21 protein-coding genes are annotated in these 22,936 nt (G+C 55.1%); 8 read left to right on the forward strand and 13 right to left on the reverse strand.

The genetic code is table 11. The annotated features are described in order from the left end of the window. The first annotated feature begins 100 nt into the window (after positions 1-100). The 3 genes from ppdD to hofC are packed head-to-tail and all read left to right on the forward strand — an operon-like array spanning position 101 to position 3,145. The gene (gene ppdD, locus A1830_RS13375; RefSeq protein ID WP_067706742.1) at positions 101-553 is read left to right on the forward strand and encodes a prepilin peptidase-dependent pilin; all 453 of its coding nucleotides are present in this window, start codon (positions 101-103) and stop codon (positions 551-553) included. Further along, positions 550-1,953 carry a type II secretion system protein GspE gene (gene gspE, locus A1830_RS13380; protein ID WP_067706745.1) on the forward strand — a complete coding sequence of 468 codons (1,404 nt, stop codon included), beginning with the start codon at positions 550-552 and terminating at the stop codon, positions 1,951-1,953. The genes ppdD and gspE overlap by 4 nt, the downstream gene beginning before the upstream one ends. After that, the gene (gene hofC / locus A1830_RS13385; RefSeq protein ID WP_067706748.1) at positions 1,946-3,145 is read left to right on the forward strand and encodes a protein transport protein HofC; all 1,200 of its coding nucleotides are present in this window, start codon (positions 1,946-1,948) and stop codon (positions 3,143-3,145) included. Before gspE ends, hofC begins: the two co-directional genes overlap by 8 nt. 304 nt (positions 3,146-3,449) lie before the next feature. Here hofC and A1830_RS13390 read toward each other — a convergent pair whose 3' ends face one another. After that, positions 3,450-4,490, reverse strand: a complete 1,041-nt coding sequence (locus A1830_RS13390) for a GMP reductase (protein ID WP_067706752.1) — start codon at positions 4,488-4,490, stop codon at positions 3,450-3,452. Positions 4,491-4,732: 242 nt separating this feature from the next. Here A1830_RS13390 and coaE point away from each other — a divergent pair, with 242 nt between their 5' ends. Genes coaE through yacG form a run of 3 tightly spaced genes read left to right on the forward strand, consistent with a single transcriptional unit; the run spans position 4,733 to position 6,319 of the window. Then, positions 4,733-5,344, forward strand: a complete 612-nt coding sequence (gene coaE / locus A1830_RS13395; RefSeq protein WP_067706756.1) for a dephospho-CoA kinase — start codon at positions 4,733-4,735, stop codon at positions 5,342-5,344. Between the two features lie 4 nt (positions 5,345-5,348). Then, on the forward strand, positions 5,349-6,092 hold the full coding sequence (gene zapD, locus A1830_RS13400) for a cell division protein ZapD (protein WP_067706760.1): 744 nt from the start codon (positions 5,349-5,351) through the stop codon (positions 6,090-6,092). Between the two features lie 11 nt (positions 6,093-6,103). Further along, on the forward strand, positions 6,104-6,319 hold the full coding sequence (gene yacG, locus A1830_RS13405) for a DNA gyrase inhibitor YacG (RefSeq protein ID WP_067706764.1): 216 nt from the start codon (positions 6,104-6,106) through the stop codon (positions 6,317-6,319). A gap of 49 nt (positions 6,320-6,368) precedes the next feature. On the opposite strand, the gene mutT is transcribed toward yacG, so the two are convergent. Further along, a complete protein-coding gene (mutT, locus tag A1830_RS13410) occupies positions 6,369-6,776 on the reverse strand; it encodes an 8-oxo-dGTP diphosphatase MutT (RefSeq protein ID WP_067706930.1) in 408 nt (135 codons plus the stop codon). Between the two features lie 247 nt (positions 6,777-7,023). Between mutT and A1830_RS13415 the strand changes: the two genes are divergently transcribed. Then, positions 7,024-8,808 (forward strand): RICIN domain-containing protein, encoded by a 1,785-nt coding sequence (locus A1830_RS13415; protein WP_067706768.1) that lies wholly within the window; start codon positions 7,024-7,026, stop codon positions 8,806-8,808. 76 nt (positions 8,809-8,884) lie between these two features. Here the strand turns inward: A1830_RS13415 and secA are convergent, their stop codons facing one another. Further along, positions 8,885-11,590, reverse strand: a complete 2,706-nt coding sequence (gene secA / locus A1830_RS13420; protein WP_067706772.1) for a preprotein translocase subunit SecA — start codon at positions 11,588-11,590, stop codon at positions 8,885-8,887. Positions 11,591-11,666: 76 nt separating this feature from the next. Then, a complete protein-coding gene (secM, locus tag A1830_RS13425; protein WP_067706775.1) occupies positions 11,667-12,170 on the reverse strand; it encodes a secA translation cis-regulator SecM in 504 nt (167 codons plus the stop codon). Positions 12,171-12,191: 21 nt separating this feature from the next. Here secM and A1830_RS13430 point away from each other — a divergent pair, with 21 nt between their 5' ends. Continuing rightward, a complete protein-coding gene (locus A1830_RS13430; protein ID WP_067706777.1) occupies positions 12,192-12,707 on the forward strand; it encodes a DUF721 domain-containing protein in 516 nt (171 codons plus the stop codon). A 7-nt stretch (positions 12,708-12,714) separates the two neighbouring features. On the opposite strand, the gene lpxC is transcribed toward A1830_RS13430, so the two are convergent. The 9 genes from lpxC to murD form a co-directional block, all read right to left on the reverse strand. Beyond that, on the reverse strand, positions 12,715-13,632 hold the full coding sequence (lpxC, locus tag A1830_RS13435; protein ID WP_067706779.1) for a UDP-3-O-acyl-N-acetylglucosamine deacetylase: 918 nt from the start codon (positions 13,630-13,632) through the stop codon (positions 12,715-12,717). Positions 13,633-13,734: 102 nt separating this feature from the next. Further along, positions 13,735-14,892: a cell division protein FtsZ gene (gene ftsZ, locus A1830_RS13440; protein ID WP_067706783.1), complete on the reverse strand. Its 1,158-nt coding sequence runs from the start codon at positions 14,890-14,892 to the stop codon at positions 13,735-13,737. A gap of 71 nt (positions 14,893-14,963) precedes the next feature. Beyond that, entirely contained in the window at positions 14,964-16,220 is a 1,257-nt protein-coding gene (gene ftsA / locus A1830_RS13445) for a cell division protein FtsA (protein ID WP_067706788.1), read from the reverse strand. Next, positions 16,217-16,891: a cell division protein FtsQ/DivIB gene (locus A1830_RS13450; protein ID WP_067706791.1), complete on the reverse strand. Its 675-nt coding sequence runs from the start codon at positions 16,889-16,891 to the stop codon at positions 16,217-16,219. The genes ftsA and A1830_RS13450 overlap by 4 nt, the downstream gene beginning before the upstream one ends. Position 16,892: 1 nt before the next feature. Beyond that, positions 16,893-17,813 carry a D-alanine--D-alanine ligase gene (locus tag A1830_RS13455; protein ID WP_067706794.1) on the reverse strand — a complete coding sequence of 307 codons (921 nt, stop codon included), beginning with the start codon at positions 17,811-17,813 and terminating at the stop codon, positions 16,893-16,895. Next, the gene (murC, locus tag A1830_RS13460; protein ID WP_067706797.1) at positions 17,806-19,281 is read right to left on the reverse strand and encodes a UDP-N-acetylmuramate--L-alanine ligase; all 1,476 of its coding nucleotides are present in this window, start codon (positions 19,279-19,281) and stop codon (positions 17,806-17,808) included. Before murC ends, A1830_RS13455 begins: the two co-directional genes overlap by 8 nt. Before the next feature lie 72 nt (positions 19,282-19,353). Further along, positions 19,354-20,412, reverse strand: coding sequence for an undecaprenyldiphospho-muramoylpentapeptide beta-N-acetylglucosaminyltransferase (gene murG / locus A1830_RS13465; protein ID WP_067706800.1), 1,059 nt, complete (start codon positions 20,410-20,412; stop codon positions 19,354-19,356). Next, positions 20,409-21,623, reverse strand: coding sequence for a cell division protein FtsW (gene ftsW, locus A1830_RS13470; RefSeq protein ID WP_067706803.1), 1,215 nt, complete (start codon positions 21,621-21,623; stop codon positions 20,409-20,411). The genes murG and ftsW overlap by 4 nt, the downstream gene beginning before the upstream one ends. Further along, positions 21,623-22,936, reverse strand: coding sequence for a UDP-N-acetylmuramoyl-L-alanine--D-glutamate ligase (gene murD, locus A1830_RS13475; protein WP_067706807.1), 1,314 nt, complete (start codon positions 22,934-22,936; stop codon positions 21,623-21,625). The genes ftsW and murD overlap by 1 nt, the downstream gene beginning before the upstream one ends.

A 22,936-nucleotide genomic window follows, 5' to 3' on the forward strand; every position in this document is an offset into this window, starting at 1 on the left:
AAAACATATCCAGACCCGCTTTCAGGATCCAGGACCTTTAGGTAGTCAGGCTTTTTTGCCGGTATTACGCTTCCCTCCACACCACCGAAGGAGAGATGCAATGGAACAGCAACAAGGATTTACCCTGATAGAATTGATGATTGTCATCGCTATCGTCGCTATTTTAAGTGCCATCGGCATACCGACTTATCAGAACTACCTGCAAAAAGCCGCGCTAACCGACATGCTGCAAACCGCCATGCCTTATAAAACCGCCGTCGAGCTGTGCGCGCTTGAGCATGGCGGGCCCGTTAACTGTTCAGAGGGCGTTAATGGCGTACCCGCGGGTAAAGGCTCGCGCTATGTTGCTAAGGTTGCGGTCCAGGCGGGTACAATCACCCTTACCGGGCAGGAGAGCCTTTCCAGTCTGAACGTGGTAATGACCCCACGGTGGCTGGAGTCCGAAGGGCTAATGAACTGGCGTCGCAGCTGCACCAGTCAGCAGTCAGCCCTCAAAGAAGCCTGTGAAAGCCTGTTCCGCTTTCATGATGAGGATGCGGGAGAGCTGAAATGACGGCGCTCTCTTCCCGCAGCGCCATTGAAGCCCTTTGTCGCCAGCATCAGGCGGTTATTTTAGCGCTGAGCGCCGAACGCCTGCACATCGCCGTCGCCGAAAATCCTTCGGTGGAGATGATGGAAGCCCTGCGTTTTGCCACCCATGCCGCTATTGAGGTTGAAAGCTGGCCACCTGCGCGGCTGGACCAATATGTTCAGGCGCAGGAGTCCGGGACGCAGGACGAAAAATCGGCGCGGGCTGGCCCTGCTGATGCCGCCCCGGAACGTATCGATCAGCTCCTGCAGCTGGCGATTCAGCGGCGGGCATCCGATATTCACATTGAGCCACAGTCGCACCAAATCCGCATTCGCCTCAGGGTCGATGGCGTGCTGCAAAGCCTCCCCACCCACCCGGCGGATGTGGGTGCATCGCTAATCGCACGTCTGAAGATCCTTGCCGGTCTGGATATCGCCGAGCGTCGCATGCCTCAGGACGGGCAGTTTACCCTTGAGCTTAATGACAGTGCCGAGTCATTCAGGCTCTCGACCCTGCCTACGCGATATGGTGAAAAAGCCGTGATCAGACTGCTCCAGGGGAGCCGTCAGTCCGTGATGCTGGAAAATCTCGGTATGCCTGCAGCATCCCTGCGGCGCTTTCGCGAAATACTCTCGCGCCCGCAGGGGCTGATTCTGGTTACCGGCCCGACCGGAAGCGGCAAGACCTTCACGCTTTACAGTGGCCTGAGCTGGCTTAACCACCCTCAGCGGAATTTATGCAGCGTAGAAGATCCTATCGAAATCCCGCTGTCCGGCGTAAATCAGACGCAGATCCACCCCAGGGCTGGCCTCGATTTTGGCCGTATTCTGCGCGCCCTGCTGCGACAGGATCCTGACGTTATTATGCTCGGAGAAATACGTGACGCTGAAACGGCAGAAATTGCCATTAAGGCAGCCCAGACGGGCCATCTGGTGCTGTCGACGCTGCACACTAATTCAACAACGGAGACGCTGACGCGGCTTGGTCAAATGGGCATTCCGGGCTATTTGGTGGCCTCCGCCCTCAAGCTGGTTATCGCACAACGGCTGGTGCGCCGTCTCTGCCCTCACTGCCGGGAACCCGCTGAAGCCATAGGGCATTTCCCTCAGACCATATGGCCGGGTACGGTGCGAAACTGGCGGGCAGTCGGATGCGAACACTGCTGCTCCGGCTTCTATGGCCGCCTTGCGCTGTTTGAACTGTTGCCTGTTTCTGCCCGCCTGCAGAACGCGATCGCAAATGAGCAGGGGCCTGACGAGCTGGCCGCCATAGCAAAACAACAGGGGATGAACTCACTGTTTGTGGAAGGATTACACTGCGTTAATCGTGGAGAAACCACCCTGGAGGAGCTTAACCGCGTGGTAGGGCCGGAAAATGGCTGATCGACAGCTGTTTCGCTGGCAGGCGCTGGATGAAGAGGGAAAAATGACGCGCGGCGCTTTCTTCTGTCACTCCAGACAGGAGGTGATGGATTTGCTGGTCGCAAAAAACTATCAGCCGTTCTGGCTCTCCTCCGGGCGTCGTTATCGTGCCAGAGACTGGAAGTGGCAGCATAAAACCAGCTTTTACCGGCAGCTTGCTACGCTGCTGAAAGCAGGGCTGACGCTGTCGGACAGTCTGAATCTGATTGCGGACGGCCATGCCGAGGCCGGGTGGTGCGCGCTGCTCGTCCATATACGGCAGCGCGTATCAGAAGGGATGCCCTTTTCGGACGTACTGGCGCTCTGGCCGGACGTGTTTCCCGCGCTCTGCCCTGCCCTGATGAAAGTGGGAGAGATGACCGGCCAGCTGGACGAGTGTTGTCTCCAGCTGGCACTGCAACAGGAGAGGCAGCAGCAGCTGCAAAAAAAAGTGGCTAAAGCACTGCGCTATCCGCTGTTTATTCTTGCCGTTGCGCTACTGGTCAGCCTGGGAATGCTGGTGTGGGTACTGCCTGAGTTCGTCTCCGTCTACCAGGCATTTGATGCGCCGCTGCCGGGGTTCACCGCTGCGGTAATCGCGCTTTCGGACTGGCTCCGACATTTTGGGGCGCTGTTTATCCCCCTGCCCCTGTTAGGCGCGGCTTGCTGGAAGTGGTACAGCCGCCGCTCGCCTGCCTTGCAGACGGGCTTTCAGCGGATCCTCCTGAAAATTCCGCTGACCGGCAGGCTCTATCGGGGCGGCCAGCTCAGTAAAATATTTACCATCCTGTCGCTCACCCAGCAGGCTGGCCTGACGCTACTGCAAAGCCTGCAGGCGGTTGAATACTCCCTGAATCACCGTCTCTGGCGCGAGGCTATCATCGGAATCCAACAGCATATCTCCTCAGGACTGCCGCTCAATCAGGCATTACAGCAGCACTCTCTCTTCACTCCGCTCTGTTACCAGCTTATTAAGGTAGGCGAAGAAGCAGGATCGCTGGACAGCCTGTTGACCCGGCTGGCGAATTTTCATGAACAGTCGACTCAGGAGCTGGCAGATACGCTGGCTGCTTCACTTGAACCCCTGATGATGATCGTAACCGGCGCGATAGTGGGGACGCTGGTTATTGCCATGTATCTGCCCGTGTTTAATCTCGGGGATGCGTTGGGATAGTACAGGGTCAGAATGAGGGTGGGCGTGAGGCATATAGTGTGGGGTGTAAGGCATGGAGCATGAGGCATGGGGTGTAAGGCATGGGGTGTAAGGCATGGAGCATGAGGCGTGAGGTGTAAGGCATGGGGTGTAAAGCATGGGGTGTAAAGCATGTAGCGTAAGGCGTGGGGCGCAGGACGTGATTGAACGTAAAATACGGCTAAGGCGAGCAGATAAACCATATTCCCGCCGCCGTCGGCGGCGGGAATATCAGACAGGCCTGAGGTAACGGCTATATCAGCAGTGGCTGGATTGCCCACCAGATTTAGCGGTTAAACACCTGGTTTTCCTGCTCGGCGACGCGGATAAAGGTCGTGCGCTTAGTCAGCTCCTTCAGACGTTCAGCCCCTACATAGGTACAGGCGGAGCGCAGTCCCCCCAGGATATCCCGGGCGGTGTACTCAACCGGGCCTCGCACCGGGAGCCTGACGGTTTTACCCTCTGCTGCGCGGTAACCTGCAACACCGCCTACGTGGCGTTTCATCGCCGACTCGGAGCTCATGCCGTAGAACAGCATAAACTGCTCGCCATTCTCTTCGACAACCGTGCCTTCACACTCATCGTGCGCGGCCAGCATGCCACCGAGCATCACAAAATCGGCTCCGCCGCCAAACGCCTTAGCGACGTCTCCCGGAACGGAACAGCCGCCATCGCTGACGATCTGTCCGCCCAGGCCGTGCGCCGCATCCGCACACTCAATCACGGCGGAGAGTTGAGGATAGCCCACGCCCGTTTTGACCCGCGTGGTACAGACGGACCCTGGCCCGATGCCCACCTTGACGATATCCGCACCGGAGAGGATAAGTTCCTCAACCATTTCACCGGTAACAACGTTACCCGCACAGATAGTTTTATCGGGGCAGGCTTCACGCGCACGCTTCAGGAACTCAACAAAATGCTCTGAGTAGCCGTTCGCGACATCAATACAGATAAAGTTCAGCAGCGGTGAAAGCGCCAGAATCTGCTGTAGCTTGAGAAAATCCGCATCAGAGGTGCCTGTTGAAACCATCACATGACGTAGTACGTTATCAGGCACGCGAGAGACAAACGCCTGCCACTGCTCCACGCTGTAATGCTTATGAACCGCGGTCAGAACGTCAAAGGATGCCAGCGCTTCCGCCATGCTGAAGGTACCAACGGTATCCATATTCGCAGCGATAATCGGCACGCCCGACCAGGCAACACCGGAATGTTTAAAGGTAAACTGACGGGTTAGCTCGACCTGAGAGCGGCTTTTGAGGGTGGATCGTTTAGGACGGATCAGCACATCCTTAAAGCCTAACTTGATATCTTCTTCAATACGCATGAGATGTTTCCTGGTTGATGGCGCAATCTGTCGATTGGGTGCTGCTACCAGCTCCAGTGACGCTATCATACGCGCTAAAAACGCCACGACAAGACTGCGAAAACAGCTTTATTTACGCTACAATCCCCTAAATTTATCCAAAACCCCGTCATGTGATCCGTGCCGCAGTTTTGGCCCGGCGTCGCGTGGAATTTCTAACGCATTAGCAACCCGCGACGCTGAAGCCATGGGAGGTAAGCCTTATGCGCTATACTGTTGCCCTTACCGGTGGGATTGGCAGTGGCAAATCGACCGTTGCCCATGCGTTTTCCGCAAGGGGAGTGGATATCGTGGATGCTGACGTCATTGCCCGGCAGGTCGTCGAACCCGGACAGGCGGCACTGGTGGCCATCCAGCAGAAATTTGGTGAGGAAGTGATTAAGCAGGACGGTTCACTTAACCGTGCCGCGCTGCGCGAACGTATTTTCAGCACACCCGGTGATAAAGCCTGGCTTAACGCGCTGCTGCACCCGCTTATTCAGGCTGAGACCCGCCGCCAGCTTGGCGAAGCTCAGTCAGAATGGTGCCTGTGGGTGGTACCGCTTCTGGTCGAAAATAATTTGCAGCACCTGGCAAACCGGGTGCTGGTCGTGGACGTCGATCGCGACACTCAGCTTGCACGCACCATGCACAGAGACGGGATTACCCGTGAACAGGCTGAACATATTCTTGCTGCTCAGGCGACTCGCGAAATGCGGCTTGCCGTGGCAGATGACATTATAGATAACGGCGGTTCGCCCGATGCAGTGGCCGCCCGCGTTGCCCTTCTCGATCGGCGCTACAGGCAGCTGGCACAGGCAACACACCAGGATTAACAGTATGAGCACAACCGTTTTATTTGAGTATCCGTTAAACGAAAAAATGCGCACGTGGCTGCGTATAGAGTTTCTCATCCAGCAGCTGGAGCAAAGCCAGACCATTACCGATCATCATGGCGCCCTGACGTTCTTTCGCAATGCGTCGGAGCTGCTGGACGTCTTTGAGCGCGGAGAGCTGCGCACCGAAATCATCAAGGAGCTGGAAAAGCAGCAGCAAAAGCTACAGGCCTGGGCCGACGTTCCCGGCGTTGATATGGAGCGGGTCAACGCGCTGCGCGAGCGTCTGAAGATGCGGTCAACCGTGCTGATGGCTGCGCCACGAATGGGTCAGCTGCTGCGCGACGACCGGCTTATCGGGCTAATTCGCCAACGCCAGAGCATACCGGGCGGCTGCTGTAGCTTTGATCTTCCTACTCTGCATATCTGGCTGCACCTGGAACAACCTGTGCGTGATGCTCAGGTGGGGATATGGATGGAATCGCTGAGTCCGATCCGCGATGCGCTTATGCTGATACTCGATCTGATTCGTCAGTCGGGCAGTTTCCGTAATCAAACCAGCCTGAACGGTTTTTACCAGGATAACGCGGAAGGCGCTGAACTGTTGCGTCTGCAGCTGGCGTTAGAGGAGTCGCTCTATCCTCAGGTTTCCGGCCATAAAAGTCGTTTCGCAATCCGCTTCCTGCCGCTCGACAGTGAAAATGGCGAAGTTCCGGCACGGCTCGATTTTGAACTCGCCTGTTGTTGAGGTTCTGACAAATGAATAAAGATGAAGTTATCAGCGTTAACTGTCCGACCTGTGCCAAAGAGGTGATCTGGGACGATTTAAGCCCGTGGCGCCCCTTCTGCAGCAAGCGCTGCCAGCTCATTGATCTGGGTGAGTGGGCGGCAGAAGAGAAACGTATCGCCAGCGGCGGTGGCATCTCCGAAAGTGAAGACTGGAGCGAAGACTCGCTTCCACCGTATGAACATTAAGGGCCGAAAACGCAGGGTTTTCTCTTAAGGTCCATGATAACTGACGAGGTTATTCAGTTTGCTGAATAACCTCCGCCTGCAGGCGGGCAACAATGGGCTTATTGGCCGGTGGAAATTCATCTGCCTGTAATTTATCGGCTGTCAGCCAGCGAACCGGCTGACCTTCACGGCCATAAGGGGTTCCCTGCCACCGATCGACAATATAGAAATGCAGAGTGACATGCAGATTATTGTCCGCATGAACGGCAGTATCATAGGCGGTAGCATTTTCCACGCAGATACCTGTTTCTTCCTGCAGTTCACGACTTAGCGCCTGTTCAGGCGTCTCGCCCACCTCTATTTTCCCTCCGGGAAACTCCCACATATTGGCCATGTGTGAATCCGCTGAACGCTGAGCAATAAATATCATGCCGGCCTTATCTTTAATAATCCCCACAACAACCTGTAAATATTTCATCTTCATTACCCCCCTCAATTTAACTAACACATAAAGGATAACCCATTATTTTCATCACTACCACTTGTTATAGTCCAGCTCACTTAAGAAAATAGATAGAAATTCTGACTTAACCCCGCAGTCCTCCCCGAAATAAATCAATCATCACGCACCACAGAGCAGCTTAAGTAAAGCTTAAGGCGATTATCATTGTCATACATCCCTACAAAAGTAAAAATACATCTGCATCAGGTTTTTAAAAAAATGAATGGAAAACTACATCCCTGATTATTTTCATTCCACCAGCAGCCTGTCGTTTTATAAATTCAAAAAAAGCACTTCAAATTTATTCAAACTAACCTTTGGACATATCAGTATGCATTTAATTAAATCACAAAAAATGATATTAGCTATATTGGTATCAGCATCCTCATTTCATATGAGTGCCCATGCAAATTTTGGAACGACCGAGTTAAAAGAATCAAATTATATTATTATGGCCGATCCACAGGCATGGCGAATGGGCCAGGGACCCGGCTCCCCCGATCCTAATAGTTCAAATACAACACCAAAATGGGAAAGTTTTAATCATAATGTTATTTATGGTATTAACACGCTATCGGCAACGGTAAGGCCACAATTCGGAATCATTAATGGTGACATTACAGAGTTTGGCCGGAATAACCAGCTTAACTCCTTTCGCAAGGTTTATAATGGCTTAAGATTCCCTTTTTACCTGGGCCTGGGGAATCATGATTATGAAAGGAATTATAATGACTGCCGTGGGCCGGCTGAGGCATGGCTTAATGGGAATGAGTGTGCCCGGTTTATGGCGGATACCATAAAACGTGAGCAGGGTAATTACGCCAAAAAGCTGAAAAATTTTAGCAGGGATCTTGTAGATTTCGATAACTCAACCACTTATGGCAGTCTTGCCTACTCATGGGACTCAGGCGGCGACTCCAGGGTCATTAACCATTTCGTCCAGCTCCACCTTGCACCAAACTATCGAGTCTGGCTAAACGATTTATTGAATAAAAATGTTACTAACGTTACCAAATCTTTCACCTGGCTACGTCATGATTTGGAGCTGGCCCGGAAGCGTGGCGTAGACAATATATTTATTAACTTTCATGCGTTGGAGTGGATTGATAAGGCTTGCGATCATGAAAAAGCGATGCTAAAAGCCATGATGAAGGAATATAAAGTTTCTGCCATATTTGTCGGCCATACGCACTCCCCCTATGTTGAAAAGCACCCTGTTTTTGGGGATATCCCGGTTTATACTACGGGTGCATTATATGCAGGCTATTTCGATTTGCTCAAAGCATCACCTACAGAGTTTCAGGTTACCTCCTATAAAGTAGAAAACAGAGTCGCTAAAGAATTCGTAAAGCGTCAGAAAATGTCCGTACCCGCAGCGCCTGAGAAATGTTACTCGCCGGGACAAAAAGTCCCCGTAGGGAAAATTGTAAAAACCAATTTTCTCGGCGAGAAAAATAAAGTCTATTATCTGGAACAGCTTGCTACAGGTAATGCGCTGGACGCTAACGCTAAGGGTGAGGTATACACTAATTCAATGGATATCTTTAATCCATGGCAACGCTGGCGCATCGAATACCTCTATACAAACGAAGTTGGGCATGATTATTACAAAATAACGCATAATAAAACTGGAAAAGTATTAGATGGCTCATCAAATGGCGACATCTATACTAAAGGGTGGAACCAGGGTGCCTATCAATACTGGCGGATAGACAAATTTGACAGTGGCAGTAAGGTTCAACTAGTTAGTCTGGGTACAAAGAAAATATTAGATGCAAATCGCGCACGTAAGGTAAATGGTTCATTTCGTCCTTTGGATTTGCAGAATAATTACCAGACCTGGCAGATAAGCGATGAAAGAGGCTATTTTCTGGAAAACGTACGCTATTTTAAAGCAGCAAAGAGTGATTCCTGGAGCAATACAAATTTCCCTCGTGGTAAACAAAGTAACAGTTACTGGACATATATTGGCGAACGTTCATTAACGGAAGCGGCTCCCTGCAAATAGCTGTCTTAGTCCATGTAAAAAAGTAAAAAAAATGGCACCCACCAGAAGGCTGGGTGCCATTTATATTCAATCAGGATCAGGCAAGACGGCCATGACACTGTTTGTATTTTTTACCCGATCCGCACGGGCAAAGATCGTTACGCCCTACTTTGCGGTCGCCGGTCTGATCGGCCAGTTCAATCGCAGCCTCGGTTTCGGTTTCAACGTGGCTTAACTGCTGCTGCTGAGCAAGACGCTCCGCTTCTTCACGGCGCTGCTCCTCCATCGCTTCCACTTCCTCTGGCATGCGTACCTGAACCTTGCAGAGGGTGCTGATCACTTCATATTTCAGTGATTCCAGCATCGCGGCAAACATCGCAAAGGATTCGCGCTTATACTCCTGCTTAGGATCCTTCTGGGCGTAGCCACGCAGATGAATACCCTGACGCAGATAGTCCATCGCGGCCAGATGCTCTTTCCACAGGGAATCCAGCGTCTGCAACATCACCCCTTTTTCAAAGCTGCGCATCATTTCAAGGCCGACAACCTCTTCTTTCAGCAGGTACTGCGCTTTAGCCTGCTCCATGATCCGCTCGCGCAGGGTCTCTTCATGCAGCTCAGGCTCTTTATCCAGCCACTCTGCCACCGGCATATGCAGGTCGAAGTCATTTTTCAGACGCTCTTCCAGACCGGTGACGTCCCACATCTCTTCAAGCGACTGAGGAGGAATAAAGGTGTCGATGGTGGTTTTGAAGACATCGTCACGGATGCTGGCGATGGTTTCAGACACATCGGATACGTCCAGCAGTTCGTTACGCTGGCTGTAGATAGCCCGACGCTGATCGTTGGCGACATCATCATATTCCAGCAGCTGCTTACGGATGTCGAAGTTGCGGCTTTCCACCTTGCGCTGGGCGTTAGCAATCGCTTTGGTCACCCAGGGATGTTCAATCGCTTCACCAGGCTTCATACCCAGCTTACGCATCATATTCGTTACGCGATCCGAGGCGAAAATACGCATCAGCGCATCTTCCATGGACAGGTAGAAGCGGGACGAACCGTTATCCCCCTGACGGCCTGAACGACCACGCAGCTGGTTATCAATACGGCGCGATTCGTGGCGCTCGGTACCGATAATATGCAGACCGCCGGAAGTCAGTACCGCATCGTGACGGATCTTCCAGGCGGATTTGATCGCATCAATCTGTTCGGCGGTGGGGTCGGTCAATTCAGCAATCTCGGCCTGCCAGCTGCCGCCCAGCACGATATCCGTACCACGACCTGCCATGTTTGTTGCAATCGTCACAGCACCCGGCTGCCCGGCCTGGGCCACGATATCTGCCTCGCGGGCGTGGAATTTGGCGTTCAGCACCGCATGTTGGATACCGGCACGGGTCAGTTCCTCCGACACCACTTCCGATTTTTCGATAGAAATGGTACCGACCAGCACCGGCTGACCGTTAGCGGTACGCTCACGGATATCCTCGATGATGGCATCAATTTTTTCTTTCTCGGTCATATAGACCAGATCCGACAGATCCTTACGTACCATCGGACGGTTGGTTGGAACGACGATGGTTTCCAGCTTATAAATCGAGCTGAACTCGAAGGCTTCCGTATCTGCCGTACCGGTCATACCGGCCAGCTTGTTATACAGACGGAAGTAGTTCTGGAAAGTGATGGAGGCCAGCGTCTGGTTCTCGTTCTGGATGTCGACGTTTTCTTTCGCCTCAATAGCCTGATGAAGCCCATCAGACCAGCGACGGCCCTGCATCGTACGGCCAGTATGCTCATCGACAATGATGACTTCGCCATCTTTTACAATGTAATCCACGTCGCGGGTAAACAGTACGTGCGCGCGCAGCGCAGCCGTTACGTGGTGCATCATCATGATATTGCCCGGCGAATAAAGCGATTCGCCCTCCTGCATGATGCCCTCGCTGACCATCAGCTCTTCAATCGCCACCAGACCGCGCTCGGTGAGATGCACCTGGCGGGATTTCTCGTCTACCGAGAAGTGACCTTCACCCTGGAAGCTGTCTGAGTCCTCTTTTTCCTGACGGATCAGGTTAGGGATAATTTTGTTCACCCTGATGTAAAGCTCAGAGCTGTCCTCTGCGGGTCCGGAGATAATCAGCGGCGTACGCGCTTCATCGATCAGGATGGAGTCAACCTCATCCACCAGCGCATAGTTCAGCTTACGCTGTACGCGGTCCTCGGGGCTGAACGCCATATTGTCGCGCAGATAGTCAAAGCCGTATTCGTTATTGGTGCCGTAGGTGATATCGGCCGCATAGGCTTCACGCTTTGCAGGTGCAGGCATACCCGGCAGGTTGATGCCGATGCTCAGACCGAGGAATTCAAACAGCGCACGGTTATTTTCGGCGTCACGCTGGGCCAGATAGTCGTTCACGGTAACCACGTGTACGCCTTCACCGCTCAGGGCGTTAAGGTAGGCCGGCAGCGTTGCGGTCAGGGTTTTACCCTCACCGGTACGCATTTCAGCGATGCAGCGATTATTCAGCACCATGCCGCCCAGCAGCTGGACGTCAAAGTGACGCATGCCAAACACGCGCTTACTGGCCTCACGCACGGTAGCAAAGGCCTCCGGGATCAGATTCTCCAGCACTTCGCCCTTTGCCAGACGGGCCCGGAACTCAACGGTTTTCGCTTTCAGCTCGTCGTCAGACAGCTTTTCGAAATCAGGCTCCATTTTGCTGATTTGCTCAACGACTTTACGCATGCGGCGCAGGGTACGATCGTTGCTGCTACCAAAAACCTTGGTCAATAATTTGATTAACATAATAAATAATTTCTCTCAGCCACCGCGATCTGCGGTTTAGCATTTAGCTTCTAATGTAATGGGTATGCGTCAGATATCAGGCGAGAGAAGCGGGTCCGGCACGAATACCCTGTACGCGCGACAGCCAGAGGCCGGGATGATAGCCGGGCGCGGAGGCCAGGGCAGGCCGCGCCATCTGCCGGATAATAACCGGTGGCCGGGCCTCATGCGTCAGTAGCGCATTAAGCGTGTCCAGCAGCGCCAGCTTGTGGACCTCAAGCGGCAATACCTGCTCGGTAGCAGGGAGACTGGCTGGCGTCAGCGTGAAGGAGAGATGGCGAATAACGGTGCGAATGGCGTGCTGATGCCAGTAGTCGACGTTAAAATTAGTGCGGCGAACGCTCTCCTGGAGCAGCGCGAGGTGGTTACCGCGCACCCCGTTGCTGATATTCAGGCTTCTGGAAGAGGATTCTGATAAAGTTGTACGATCGCAGGCTGACGCGTGAGGCAGGCCAAAGCTTGCCGCGACCATCCCCAACAGGAGATGCGGCCAGAAGTAACGTCTGCCAAATTGTCGCCAACAATTTAAAATACCGATCACTATTTTCCGCCGGAGCCCGCTATGCGTGATAGTCGCCCGCAATCAATTGAACATTTACTCGATGCCACCGAGGGTCAGGGGGTGCTGCAATCCATTCAGCAGCGTGCTATCGCCCTGAACAAACTGAATAGCGCCGTACGGGGCGTTCTTCCCGCTCAGCTTCATCCCTGGTGCCGCGTGGCGAACTTTCGCCAGGGCATTCTGGTGCTCGAAACGGCTAACGCCAGCTGGATGATGCGTCTCCGCTATGAACAATCCAGCCTGCTGTCAGCTTTACGTGCGCAAATATTACCATCATTGACTGCAATCGACATCAGGATAAATCCATCACTGGCGGCAAAAGGACAGGAAAGCGTACAGGAAAACAGCAGTCGGGCGACAAAAGAAGAAAAAACGGGCGGGCGTGAGCTGAGTCAGCAGAGCGCGGAAATTTTAAGGGGGGTGGCGAGCCGTAGCCCAGAGAAACTGAAAAGGATTATAGAACGACTGGCCTCACTGGCCGGAGAGAGTACCAGCTCAACCAGTCGTAATAAGTAGCCCGGCGCTAGGCCAGAACCAGGTTTGGCGCTCTGAAGGTTACCGGCAGTTCGGCTTCATCTTCAAAGGTTGCCCATTCCCAGGCTTCCTGCTTAGCCAGAACGGCCTGCAACAGCTTGTTGTTCAGCGCATGGCCCGATTTGAAGGCGGTAAACGCACCGATAATGTTGTGACCGCACATATACAGGTCGCCGATGGCGTCCAGCATTTTGTGACGCACAAATTCGTCCTCAAAGCGTAAGCCGTCTTCGTTCAGGACGCGGTAGTCATCTACCACGATGGCACAGTCAAAGCTGCCGCCCAGGCACAGGCCACGGGACTGCAATGCTTCAATGTCACGCATAAAGCCGAAGGTACGCGCGCGACTGATTTGACGGGCAAAGGCTTCAGCAGAGAAGTCCATGCTGTAGCGCTGTGAGCTGGAATCGATCGCCGGATGGTTAAAGTCGATAGTGAAATCCAACGTGAAACCATTGTGTGGCCTGAACTCGGCCCATTTGTCGCCATCTTCAACCCGGACAGGCTGTCTGATACGCACGAATTTCTTCGCACTGTTCAGCTCTTCAATGCCAGCGTCCATCAGCAGATAAACAAAGGGGGCGGCGCTGCCATCCATAATAGGAATTTCAGGCGCGTTCACTTCCACCACGATGTTATCAATACCCAGGCCAGCCAGTGCGGCATTAAGGTGCTCGACCGTCGAAATACGTACGTCATGCTCATTAACCAGGCAAGTACAGAGCATGGTATCACGCACGGATTTAGCATCAGCCGGGAAATCAACCGGTGGATTCAAGTCAGTGCGGCGATAGATGACCCCGGTATTGGCCGGCGCAGGGCGTAACGTCAGGGTGACTTTCTTGCCGGTATGTAAACCAACACCCGTCGCCTGAACGATACGTTTTAATGTCCGTTGTTTGATCATCGCTTTATCTCGCAAAAATTACTCATCCGACCGCCAGTATAAATTACTGACGGGCGAATACTTTAGCACAAAGAGCGGAGAATCCCAATTCTCAGGTTATTCCTAGTCTGCCTGCTTACGCAGGAAGGCAGGAATATCAAGATAGTCGGGCTCTTTGTTAGTTTGCGCAGTCGGATCGTTGACCACTTTCGCCGCAGGTTTCTGCTCCTGAGGCAGTGGGGCCATGCCGTGCTGCTGGTAGCGGTGATCCATCACAGGCTGCGTCTGCTGCTTCTGGTTAGTGACCAGGGTGATCTCCGGACGCTTATCCATACCGATACCTGTAGCGACAACGGTCACGCGCAGTTCGTCGTTCATTTCAGGATCCAGTGACGTACCGATAACCACGGTCGCATTGTCTGAAGCGAAGGCGCGGATGGTGTTACCCACCGTTTCAAACTCGTCCAGACGCAGGTCAAAGCCCGCCGTAATGTTGACCAGCACGCCACGCGCACCGGAAAGGTCGATATCTTCCAGCAGTGGGCTGGAGATCGCCATTTCAGCAGCTTCTTCCGCACGGTCTTCACCGCACGCCACGCCAGAGCCCATCATCGCATAGCCCATTTCGGACATCACGGTGCGCACGTCAGCAAAGTCGACGTTCATCAGGCCAGGACGGGTGATCAGTTCAGCAATGCCCTGTACCGCGCCTTTCAGCACGTCATTAGCCGCGCCAAATGCGTCCAGCAGGGAGATACCGCGACCCAGCACTTTCAACAGCTTGTCGTTAGGAATGGTGATCAGAGAATCGACGTGCTTAGACAGCTCAGCGATACCCTGCTCGGCAAATGCCATGCGTTTTTTGCCTTCAAAATTAAAAGGCTTGGTAACCACGGCTACCGTCAGGATACCCAGGTCTTTTGCCACTTCGGCTACAACCGGTGCTGCGCCTGTTCCGGTACCACCGCCCATACCCGCGGCGATAAACACCATGTCTGCACCTTCCAGTGCCTGACGCAGCGCTTCGCGATCTTCTTCAGCAGAGTTACGACCCACTTCCGGGTTCGCCCCCGCACCCAGACCTTTAGTAATACCATTACCAATCTGGATAGTCTGACCGACAGCCGTTTTACGCAACGCCTGTGCATCAGTGTTAACGGCAAAGAACTCGACACCTTCGATGCGCTCACGCACCATATGTTCTACGGCGTTACCGCCGCCGCCGCCGACGCCGATGACTTTAATCACCGCGTCATTGGTTAATTCCATTGGTTCAAACATAATTTCTCTCCGTTATGTGCCTGTCGCCTGGAGATCATAAATAAGTCTAGCATGATCCCCTTTTATCAAAATTAAAACTCTTTTCTCAGCCAGCTGTTGATTCGTTTAAACCAGTTGCCCACTGAGGCTCTTTTTTCTACATCTGCCTCACCGTTAAGGTGAGACTCTTTTCCGTAGTGCAGTAAGCCGACTGCCGTAGAGTAGTATGGCTCCTGCGCGTAATCCGTTAATCCCGTAATGTTTAACGGCTGTCCAATACGCACCTGCGTGTGGAAAACGCGCTGGGCGCAGGCCGCTAATCCCTCAATCTGTGCCGCACCGCCGGTCAGGACGATGCCTGCTGCCAGGTGATGCTTCACGCCCTGCTGGCGCAGCTGTTCCTGCAATTGCAGGATCTCGTCGTTAACCAGATTCAGCAGTTCGGTATAACGCGGTTCGATCACCTCTGCCAGCGTCTGGCGCTGCAGGCTACGGGGTGGACGTCCGCCCACGCTCGGCACCTCAACATTTTCATCCTTGCCGACGATGGAGCCCAGCGCGCAGCCGTGACGCACTTTAATGGCTTCGGCATCGGTTGGCGGCGTGCCAAACGCGTAGGCGATATCGCTGGTCACCACGTTGCCCGCATAGGGAATAACCTTGGTGTGGCGCAGTGCACCACCGGTATAAACCGCAATATCCATCGTGCCGCCGCCGACATCCACGACGCACACGCCAAGCTCACGCTCATCTTCGGTGAGCACGGCAAAGCTGGAAGCCAGCCCGGCGAAGATCAGTTGGTCAACTTTCAGTCCACAACGTTCAACGGCTTTAACAATGTTTTTCGCCATATCGTTGTGGCAGGTAATCAAATGCACTTTTGCCTGCATACGCACGCCAGACAGTCCCACGGGGTTTTTGATCCCTTCCTGGTAGTCGATGGCGTACTCCTGCGGGATCACATGGAGGATGCGGTGTTCATCCCGAACGCGAACCGATTTAGCGGTATGTACCACATTTTCCACATCTTCCTGAGTCACTTCCTCTTCGGAAATAGGAACCATCCCTATTTCGTTCTGGCAGCTGATATGTTTACCCGATAATGCAAGGTAAACGGAGGAGATCTGGCAGTCTGCCATCAGCTCAGCCTGATCAATGGCGCGCTGGACGCATTTCACGACGGATTCAAGATCGTTTACGCCGCCTTTATCCATCCCCCGGGAAGGGCAGCTACCGACGCCGATGATGTTAACCATGCCGTCGGGCAGAATTTCACCTACCAAAGCGGCGACCTTAGCGGTGCCGATTTCAAGTCCAACTACCAGTTTTCTGTCCGTCGCTTTGATCATTGTTGTTTAACCTGTGCCTGATTCTGTTGCTGTTTACTGTCAGTGCTCTCAACCGCCGGTGCCCATCCTACTGCCGCGCCAGAGTCATATCGCAGATCGACATAGCTGATACGTTTGTTTCCCGCCTGCGCCTGCTGCTGTAGCGTTGGGTAAAGCTGGATAAAGCGCTGAAGCCGTTTCATATCCTCATTGCGCCCTAACTCAAGCCGAATATCATCGTCCAACACCAGTTGCCAGGACCGGCGGGCGGNGTCCACCATATGCAGATCGTTCCAGCGCGCGACCGGAACATACTCCACCAGATGAATTTTTAACTCATCAGGCCACTGCTTACGGACGCTCACCTGCTGGATCCACGGCAGACGCTCAATCTGCTGTTGAATCACATCCACATCCTGGGACATAAAGGTCCCCGGTGCGCCCAGCGATAAAATCGCCTGGCGAATATCGTCATGGGTGGTGTAGTGGGTCTGGCCGGTCACCACCAACCTTGAGAGCGGCTGGCGGGAAGCATCGTTCATCCACTTCACCACCACGAACCCAGCGGCCACTATCACGCCAAGCACCATCAGCAAAAAAATGATGCCGGCCAGCCGCGAACCATTACTGCGGCCGGACCGCGCCTTCTCCTGCGCTTCACGGTTACGAATATTCAGAGCCGCCTGGGACATATCAGTCGGCAAGCTCCAGAATACGGGCGACCAGCTGAGAGAAGCTCATCCCAGCCTGCTTCGCCGCCATCGGAACCAGGCTGTGCCCGGTCATACCCGGTGAGGTGTTGACCTCCAGCAGATAAAAACGACCGTCACCGCCCATCATCACGTCCACGCGTCCCCAGCCGCTGCAGCCCAGTGCGCGCCAGGCTTTGATCACGATCTCGCTCAGCTCCGCTTCCTGTATGGCCGACAGCCCGCTTGGGCAGAAATATTCCGTTTCGTCAGAGAAGTATTTCGCTTCATAGTCGTAGAATTCCGACCTGACCTGAATGCGGATCGATGGCAGGATCTCGTCGCCGATGACCGCCACGGTATACTCCGGGCCGCTCAGAAAGGCCTCGACCAGCACATCATCATCGTGACGGAAAGCCTCATCCAGCGCAGCCTGTAGCGCCCCCACGTCGTTCACCCGGCTGATGCCGACGCTCGACCCTTCACAGCTGGGTTTGACGAAAACCGGCAGGCCCAGCGCCGCGATGCGCGCTTCCGTTTCCGGCGTCAGGCCAGCTTCTTGCTCCCGACGGGTAATCGCCACGTAAGGGGCGATGGGCAGGCCGCAACCCTGCCAGAGAAATTTGGTTCTCAGCTTATCCATGGTAATGGCTGACGCCATTACGCTGCTGCCGGTGTAGGGAATAGAGAGAAATTCCAGTACGCCCTGCAGCGTGCCGTCTTCACCGCCGCGACCGTGCAGGGCGATAAAGGCTTTGTCGAAGCCCTCTTCTTTCAGGCGCATCACCGGGAAGTCACGGATATCAACGGCATGGGCATCTATACCGGCCTCTTTCAGCCCGTCCAGAACGGCGCGACCGGACATCAACGACACTTCACGCTCTGCCGACGTGCCACCCAGTAATACGGCGACTTTCTCAGCCATGATGATCACCTTCTTTATTCTGTAGTTGTAACTTTTGATCGGCCAGATGACGCGCAATGCGCCCGACGTTCCCGGCACCCTGAACCAGAATCAGATCGTTGCCGGAGAGTTTAGGTGCCAGCATTTCCAGCACTGCGTCATGGTCCGCGATCAGAATAGGATCAACCTTGCCGCGACCGCGAATGGTCCGGCACAGCGAGCGGCTGTCAGCGCCCGGAATGGCCGTCTCGCCCGCGGAATAGACGTCGAGCATCAACAGCACGTCAACCTGCGACAGCACGTTAGCAAAATCGTCGTACAGATCGCGGGTGCGCGTATAGCGATGCGGCTGGAAAATCATCACCAGCTGCTTATCCGGCCAGCCCGCACGGGCGGCTTTAATGGTCGCATCAACCTCCGTCGGATGATGACCGTAGTCATCCACCAGCATCGCCGTGCCTGCTGTACCGTCTGCGGCAATAATGGGGAATTCCCCCAGCGAGTCGAAACGGCGACCGGTTCCCTGGAAACTCTCCAGGGCGCTGAGGATCTCTTCGTCCTCAATACCCTCTTCCGTGGCTACGGCCACCGCCGCAGCGGCGTTGAGTGCGTTATGCCGGCCAGGCGCGTTAAGCGTCACCCGCATCAGCGGCTTATCCAGCCGGGCCAGGGTGAAATGCCCCTGTGCCCCGTGCTGCTCGTAGCTGGCGATGCGCACGTCGGCATCTTCACTGAAGCCGTAGGTGGTTATCTGGCGGCCCACGCGCGGGATCAGCTCGCGAATCACCGGATCGTCCACGCAGAGTACCGCACGGCCGTAGAACGGCAGGTTGTGCAGAAAGTTAATAAACGTCTGCTTCAGGTTTTCAAAGTCGCCCTGGTAAGTATCCATATGGTCGGCTTCGATATTGGTCACAATCGCCACCATCGGCTGAAGGTGGAGGAATGACGCATCGCTCTCATCCGCCTCCGCAATCAGGTAGCGGCTGCTGCCCAGTCGCGCATGGGTGCCTGCCGCTTTCACCAGGCCACCGTTAACGAAAGTAGGATCCAGTCCGCCTTCCGCATAAATGCTGGACACCATCGCCGTGGTGGTGGTTTTACCGTGGGTGCCTGCAACGGCAATCCCGTGGCGGAAGCGCATCAGTTCAGCCAGCATCTCCGCGCGGCGGATCACCGGGATGCGCGCTTCGCGCGCGGCAACCAGCTCCGGGTTATCCTGCGATACGGCGGTAGAGACCACCACCACGCTGGCATCGCTGACGTTTTCCGGGCGATGGTTAAAATAAATAGTCGCGCCCAGCGTGCTCAGATGCTGGGTTACTGCGTTCGGCGCCAGGTCCGAGCCGCTGATTTCATAACCTTCATTGGCCAACACTTCGGCAATACCGCCCATGCCAGCACCGCCGATGCCAACAAAGTGGATGTGCCGGACGCGACGCATCTCGGGCACGATAGAACGCAGTTTTGCCAGTTGTTGTATATTCATCTCTTTTGCCTGTCGGTACGTCACCGCACCTTATGTTGCGGGCCGAGTCGTCCTGCCCCTGAAAATCGTGTTTTATAACGCTGCGGCGCTGACTTCTGCCGCAACGCGTTCGGTCGCATCCGGGATTGCCACGCTGCGCGCGTTTATCGCCATTTTTAAAAGCTCAGGGCGATCCCACTGACCCAGCGTTTCCGCTACCGCATCCGCAGTAAACTGCGGCTGCTCATAAATTTTTGCCGCGCCCGCCCGCTCAAGCGGCAGCGCGTTCCAGTACTGCTGACGATCTTTATGCTGAAAGGGAACAAAGATAGCCGGCAGACCTGCTGCGGCCACTTCACTGACCGTCAGCGCCCCGGAACGGCACACCACCACGTCAGCCCAGGCATAGGCTTCAGCCATATCATCAATAAACTCAGTCACCCGGTGCTGCGTCTGATTGACCTGCTGATAAGCCTGATTCACGCTCTCCAGCGCCCCTTTCCCGACCTGATGCCACAGCGTGATAGTATCGCCAGCCTTCGCCGCCACCTGCGGCATGGTCTGATTCAGCACCCGCGCGCCCTGACTGCCGCCAATCACCAGCACGCGAATCGGACCGGTGCGGTTAGCCAGACGCGCTTCGGGCAGAGGCAGCGCCAGCACGTCGGTTCTGACCGGGTTACCGACCACATCCGCGTGTGGGAATGCGCCGGGGAACGCCTGCATCACCTTCTTCGCGATTTTCGCCAGCCATTTGTTGGTCAGCCCGGCAATGCCGTTTTGTTCATGCAGCACGACCGGAATGCCGCAGCTCCATGCCGCCAGGCCACCCGGCCCGGAAACATAGCCGCCCATCCCCAGCACCACATCCGGGCGGTAAGCCTTCATGATGGCCCTGGCCTGGCGCACGGCGGTAAAGATACGCAGCGGCGCACTAAGCTGAGCCTTCAGGCCCTTGCCCCGCAGGCCGCTGATGCGGATAAAGTCGATTTCAATCCCGTGCTTCGGCACTAAATCGGCCTCCATACGGTCGGCGGTGCCCAGCCAGCGAACCTGCCAGCCCTGAGCCATCAGATGATGCGCAACCGCCAGCCCGGGGAAAACGTGCCCACCGGTTCCGCCAGCCATCACCATCAGTCGCTTCCCTTTCATCGACTACCTCGCGTAAACGCCTGGGCTCTGGCCAGACGTGTTTCATAATCAATACGTAACAAAAATACGATGGCGGTCGACATAATAATCAAACTTGACCCCCCGTAGCTGATCAGCGGCAGCGTTAGCCCTTTGGTCGGTAACATGCCCGCGGCGGCTCCGACGTTAACCAGCGCCTGGAAGCTAAACCAGACGCCAATCGAACAGCCGAGGAAGCCGGAAAAACGCTGATCCAGCTCCAGCGCACGGCGTCCAATCGACATCGCGCGAAAAGCGACGAAGAATACCATTAACAGGGCCAAAACCACACCGATATAACCCAGCTCTTCCCCGATAATCGAGAAGATAAAATCGGTATGCGCTTCCGGCAAATACTCCAGTTTTTGCACCGAGTTGCCCAGGCCCTGCCCCCAGAATTCACCGCGGCCGAACGCCATCAGCGACTGGGTCAGCTGATAGCCGCTGCCGAACGGATCTTCCCACGGATTCCAGAAGGAGGTCACGCGGCGCATACGATAGGGTTCAGCAATAATCAGCAGGCAAACGGCAAAGACGCCCGAGCCGATAATTGCCAGAAATTGCCACATTTTCGCCCCGGCCAGAAACAGCATCGCCAGGGTGGTAACGAACAGTACCACTACCGTACCGAGGTCCGGCTGGGCCAGCAGTAAGACCGCCAGCACCACCATCACGCCCATCGGCTTACAGAAGCCCCAGAAGTTATTGCGAACCTCATCGACCTTGCGCACCAGATAGCTGGCCAGGTAGCAAAACAGTGACAGTTTGGACAGCTCTGCGGGCTGTATACGCAGCGGTCCCAGCGCGATCCAGCGCGAGGCACCGTTTACCGAACTGCCCACTACCAGCACAACCAGCAGCATCACCACCGTCACCAGCAGCATGATGTTGCTGTAGCGCTGCCAGAAATCCATCGGCACCCGCAGCGTGACCAGCGCCATACCAAACGCCAGCGCCAGATAGAAAGCGTCGCGCTTGGCGAAGAAGAAGGGATCGTCTGAGAGACGCTGCCCCACCGGCATAGACGCCGAGGTCACCATAACAAAGCCAACGATCGCCATACCAATGGTCAGCCACAGCAGCGTACGATCGTAAAGGACCATCGAGCTGGCGTCGCTTTCGCGCGCGCCCATCACCCACTCTTTCAGGCGATTAGAAAAGAATGTGGCAAGGCCAAAGCCGCGAATATTCATCAGCCAAGCTCCTTAGCCAGTTGCGTAAACGCATCACCGCGCTGCTCAAAGTTTTTAAACTGGTCGAGGCTGGCGCAGGCGGGCGACAGCAGAACGATATCCCCCGGCTTCACCTGTCCGGCGATATATCCCATCGCCTCAGCCAGGGTTTCCGTCTGCATGGCGCTCTCAGGGCGCAGGGCAGCCAGGGCAGCGCGATCGCGGCCAAAGCAGCAGATGCGGACGTTATCGGTCAGGTAGCGCGTCAGCGGGCTGAAATCGGCGGCCTTGCCATCCCCGCCCAGCAGCAGCCAGAGCGTACCCGCGAGCTTGAGTCCGTTTAACGCGGCCTCGGTACTGCCAACGTTGGTCGCTTTCGAGTCGTTAATCCAGCTCACGCCGTTATGCCTGTGGGCCAGCTGAAACCGGTGCGCCAGCCCGCCAAAGGTGGTTAACGCCTTCAGGCTGGTGGCGCGCGGCAGGCCAACCGCATCGGCCAGCGCCAGTGCTGCCAGCGCATTGGTATAGTTATGCTGCCCGGTAAGCAACATTTCATCGGTGTTGAGCACTTTCTCCCCCTTAACCCGCAGCCAGATGCTCCCCTGCTGACGGTTAAGGTGATAATCGCCCACGTCTGCGCCAAAACTGATGCAGCGCTTATCGGCACCGCGTACCGGCATGGTCATCGCATCGTCTGCGTTAACCACGCAGACGCTGGCCTGCTCGTAAACGCGCAGCTTAGCCGCACGATACTGCTGAAGGCCGAACGGATAGCGATCCATATGATCTTCCGTCACGTTAAGCACGGTCGCGGCGGCGGCCTTCAGGCTGTGGGTGGTTTCAAGCTGAAAGCTCGACAGCTCAAGCACGTAAAGCTGTGCAGGCTGATTAAGCAGCATCAGCGCAGGCAGGCCGATATTGCCGCCTACGCCGACCTGCCAGCCCGCGGCCTGCGCCATTTCCCCGACCAGCGAGGTGACGGTGCTTTTGCCATTGGAGCCGGTAATCGCCACAATCGGCGCCTGCGCTTCCCGGCAGAACAGTTCAATATCGCCAACGATCTCCACACCGGCGTCCGCTGCCGCGACCAGAGACGGGTGCGCAAGCGGCATTCCCGGGCTGGCAACGATCAAATCGGCATCAAGCAGCCACTCGTCGTTAAGCGAACCCAGCCAGCACGCCACCGTTTCCGGCAGCTTGTTCAGGCCGGCCGGCGCGACACGGGTATCCATCACGCGCGGCGTTACGCCACGCGCTAAAAAGAAATCAACACAGGACTGGCCGGTGAGGCCCAGCCCGATAATGACTACTTTCTTACCCAGATAGTCTGCCAT

This window comes from Erwinia sp. ErVv1 (assembly GCF_900068895.1).
Classification (GTDB): domain Bacteria; phylum Pseudomonadota; class Gammaproteobacteria; order Enterobacterales; family Enterobacteriaceae; genus Erwinia.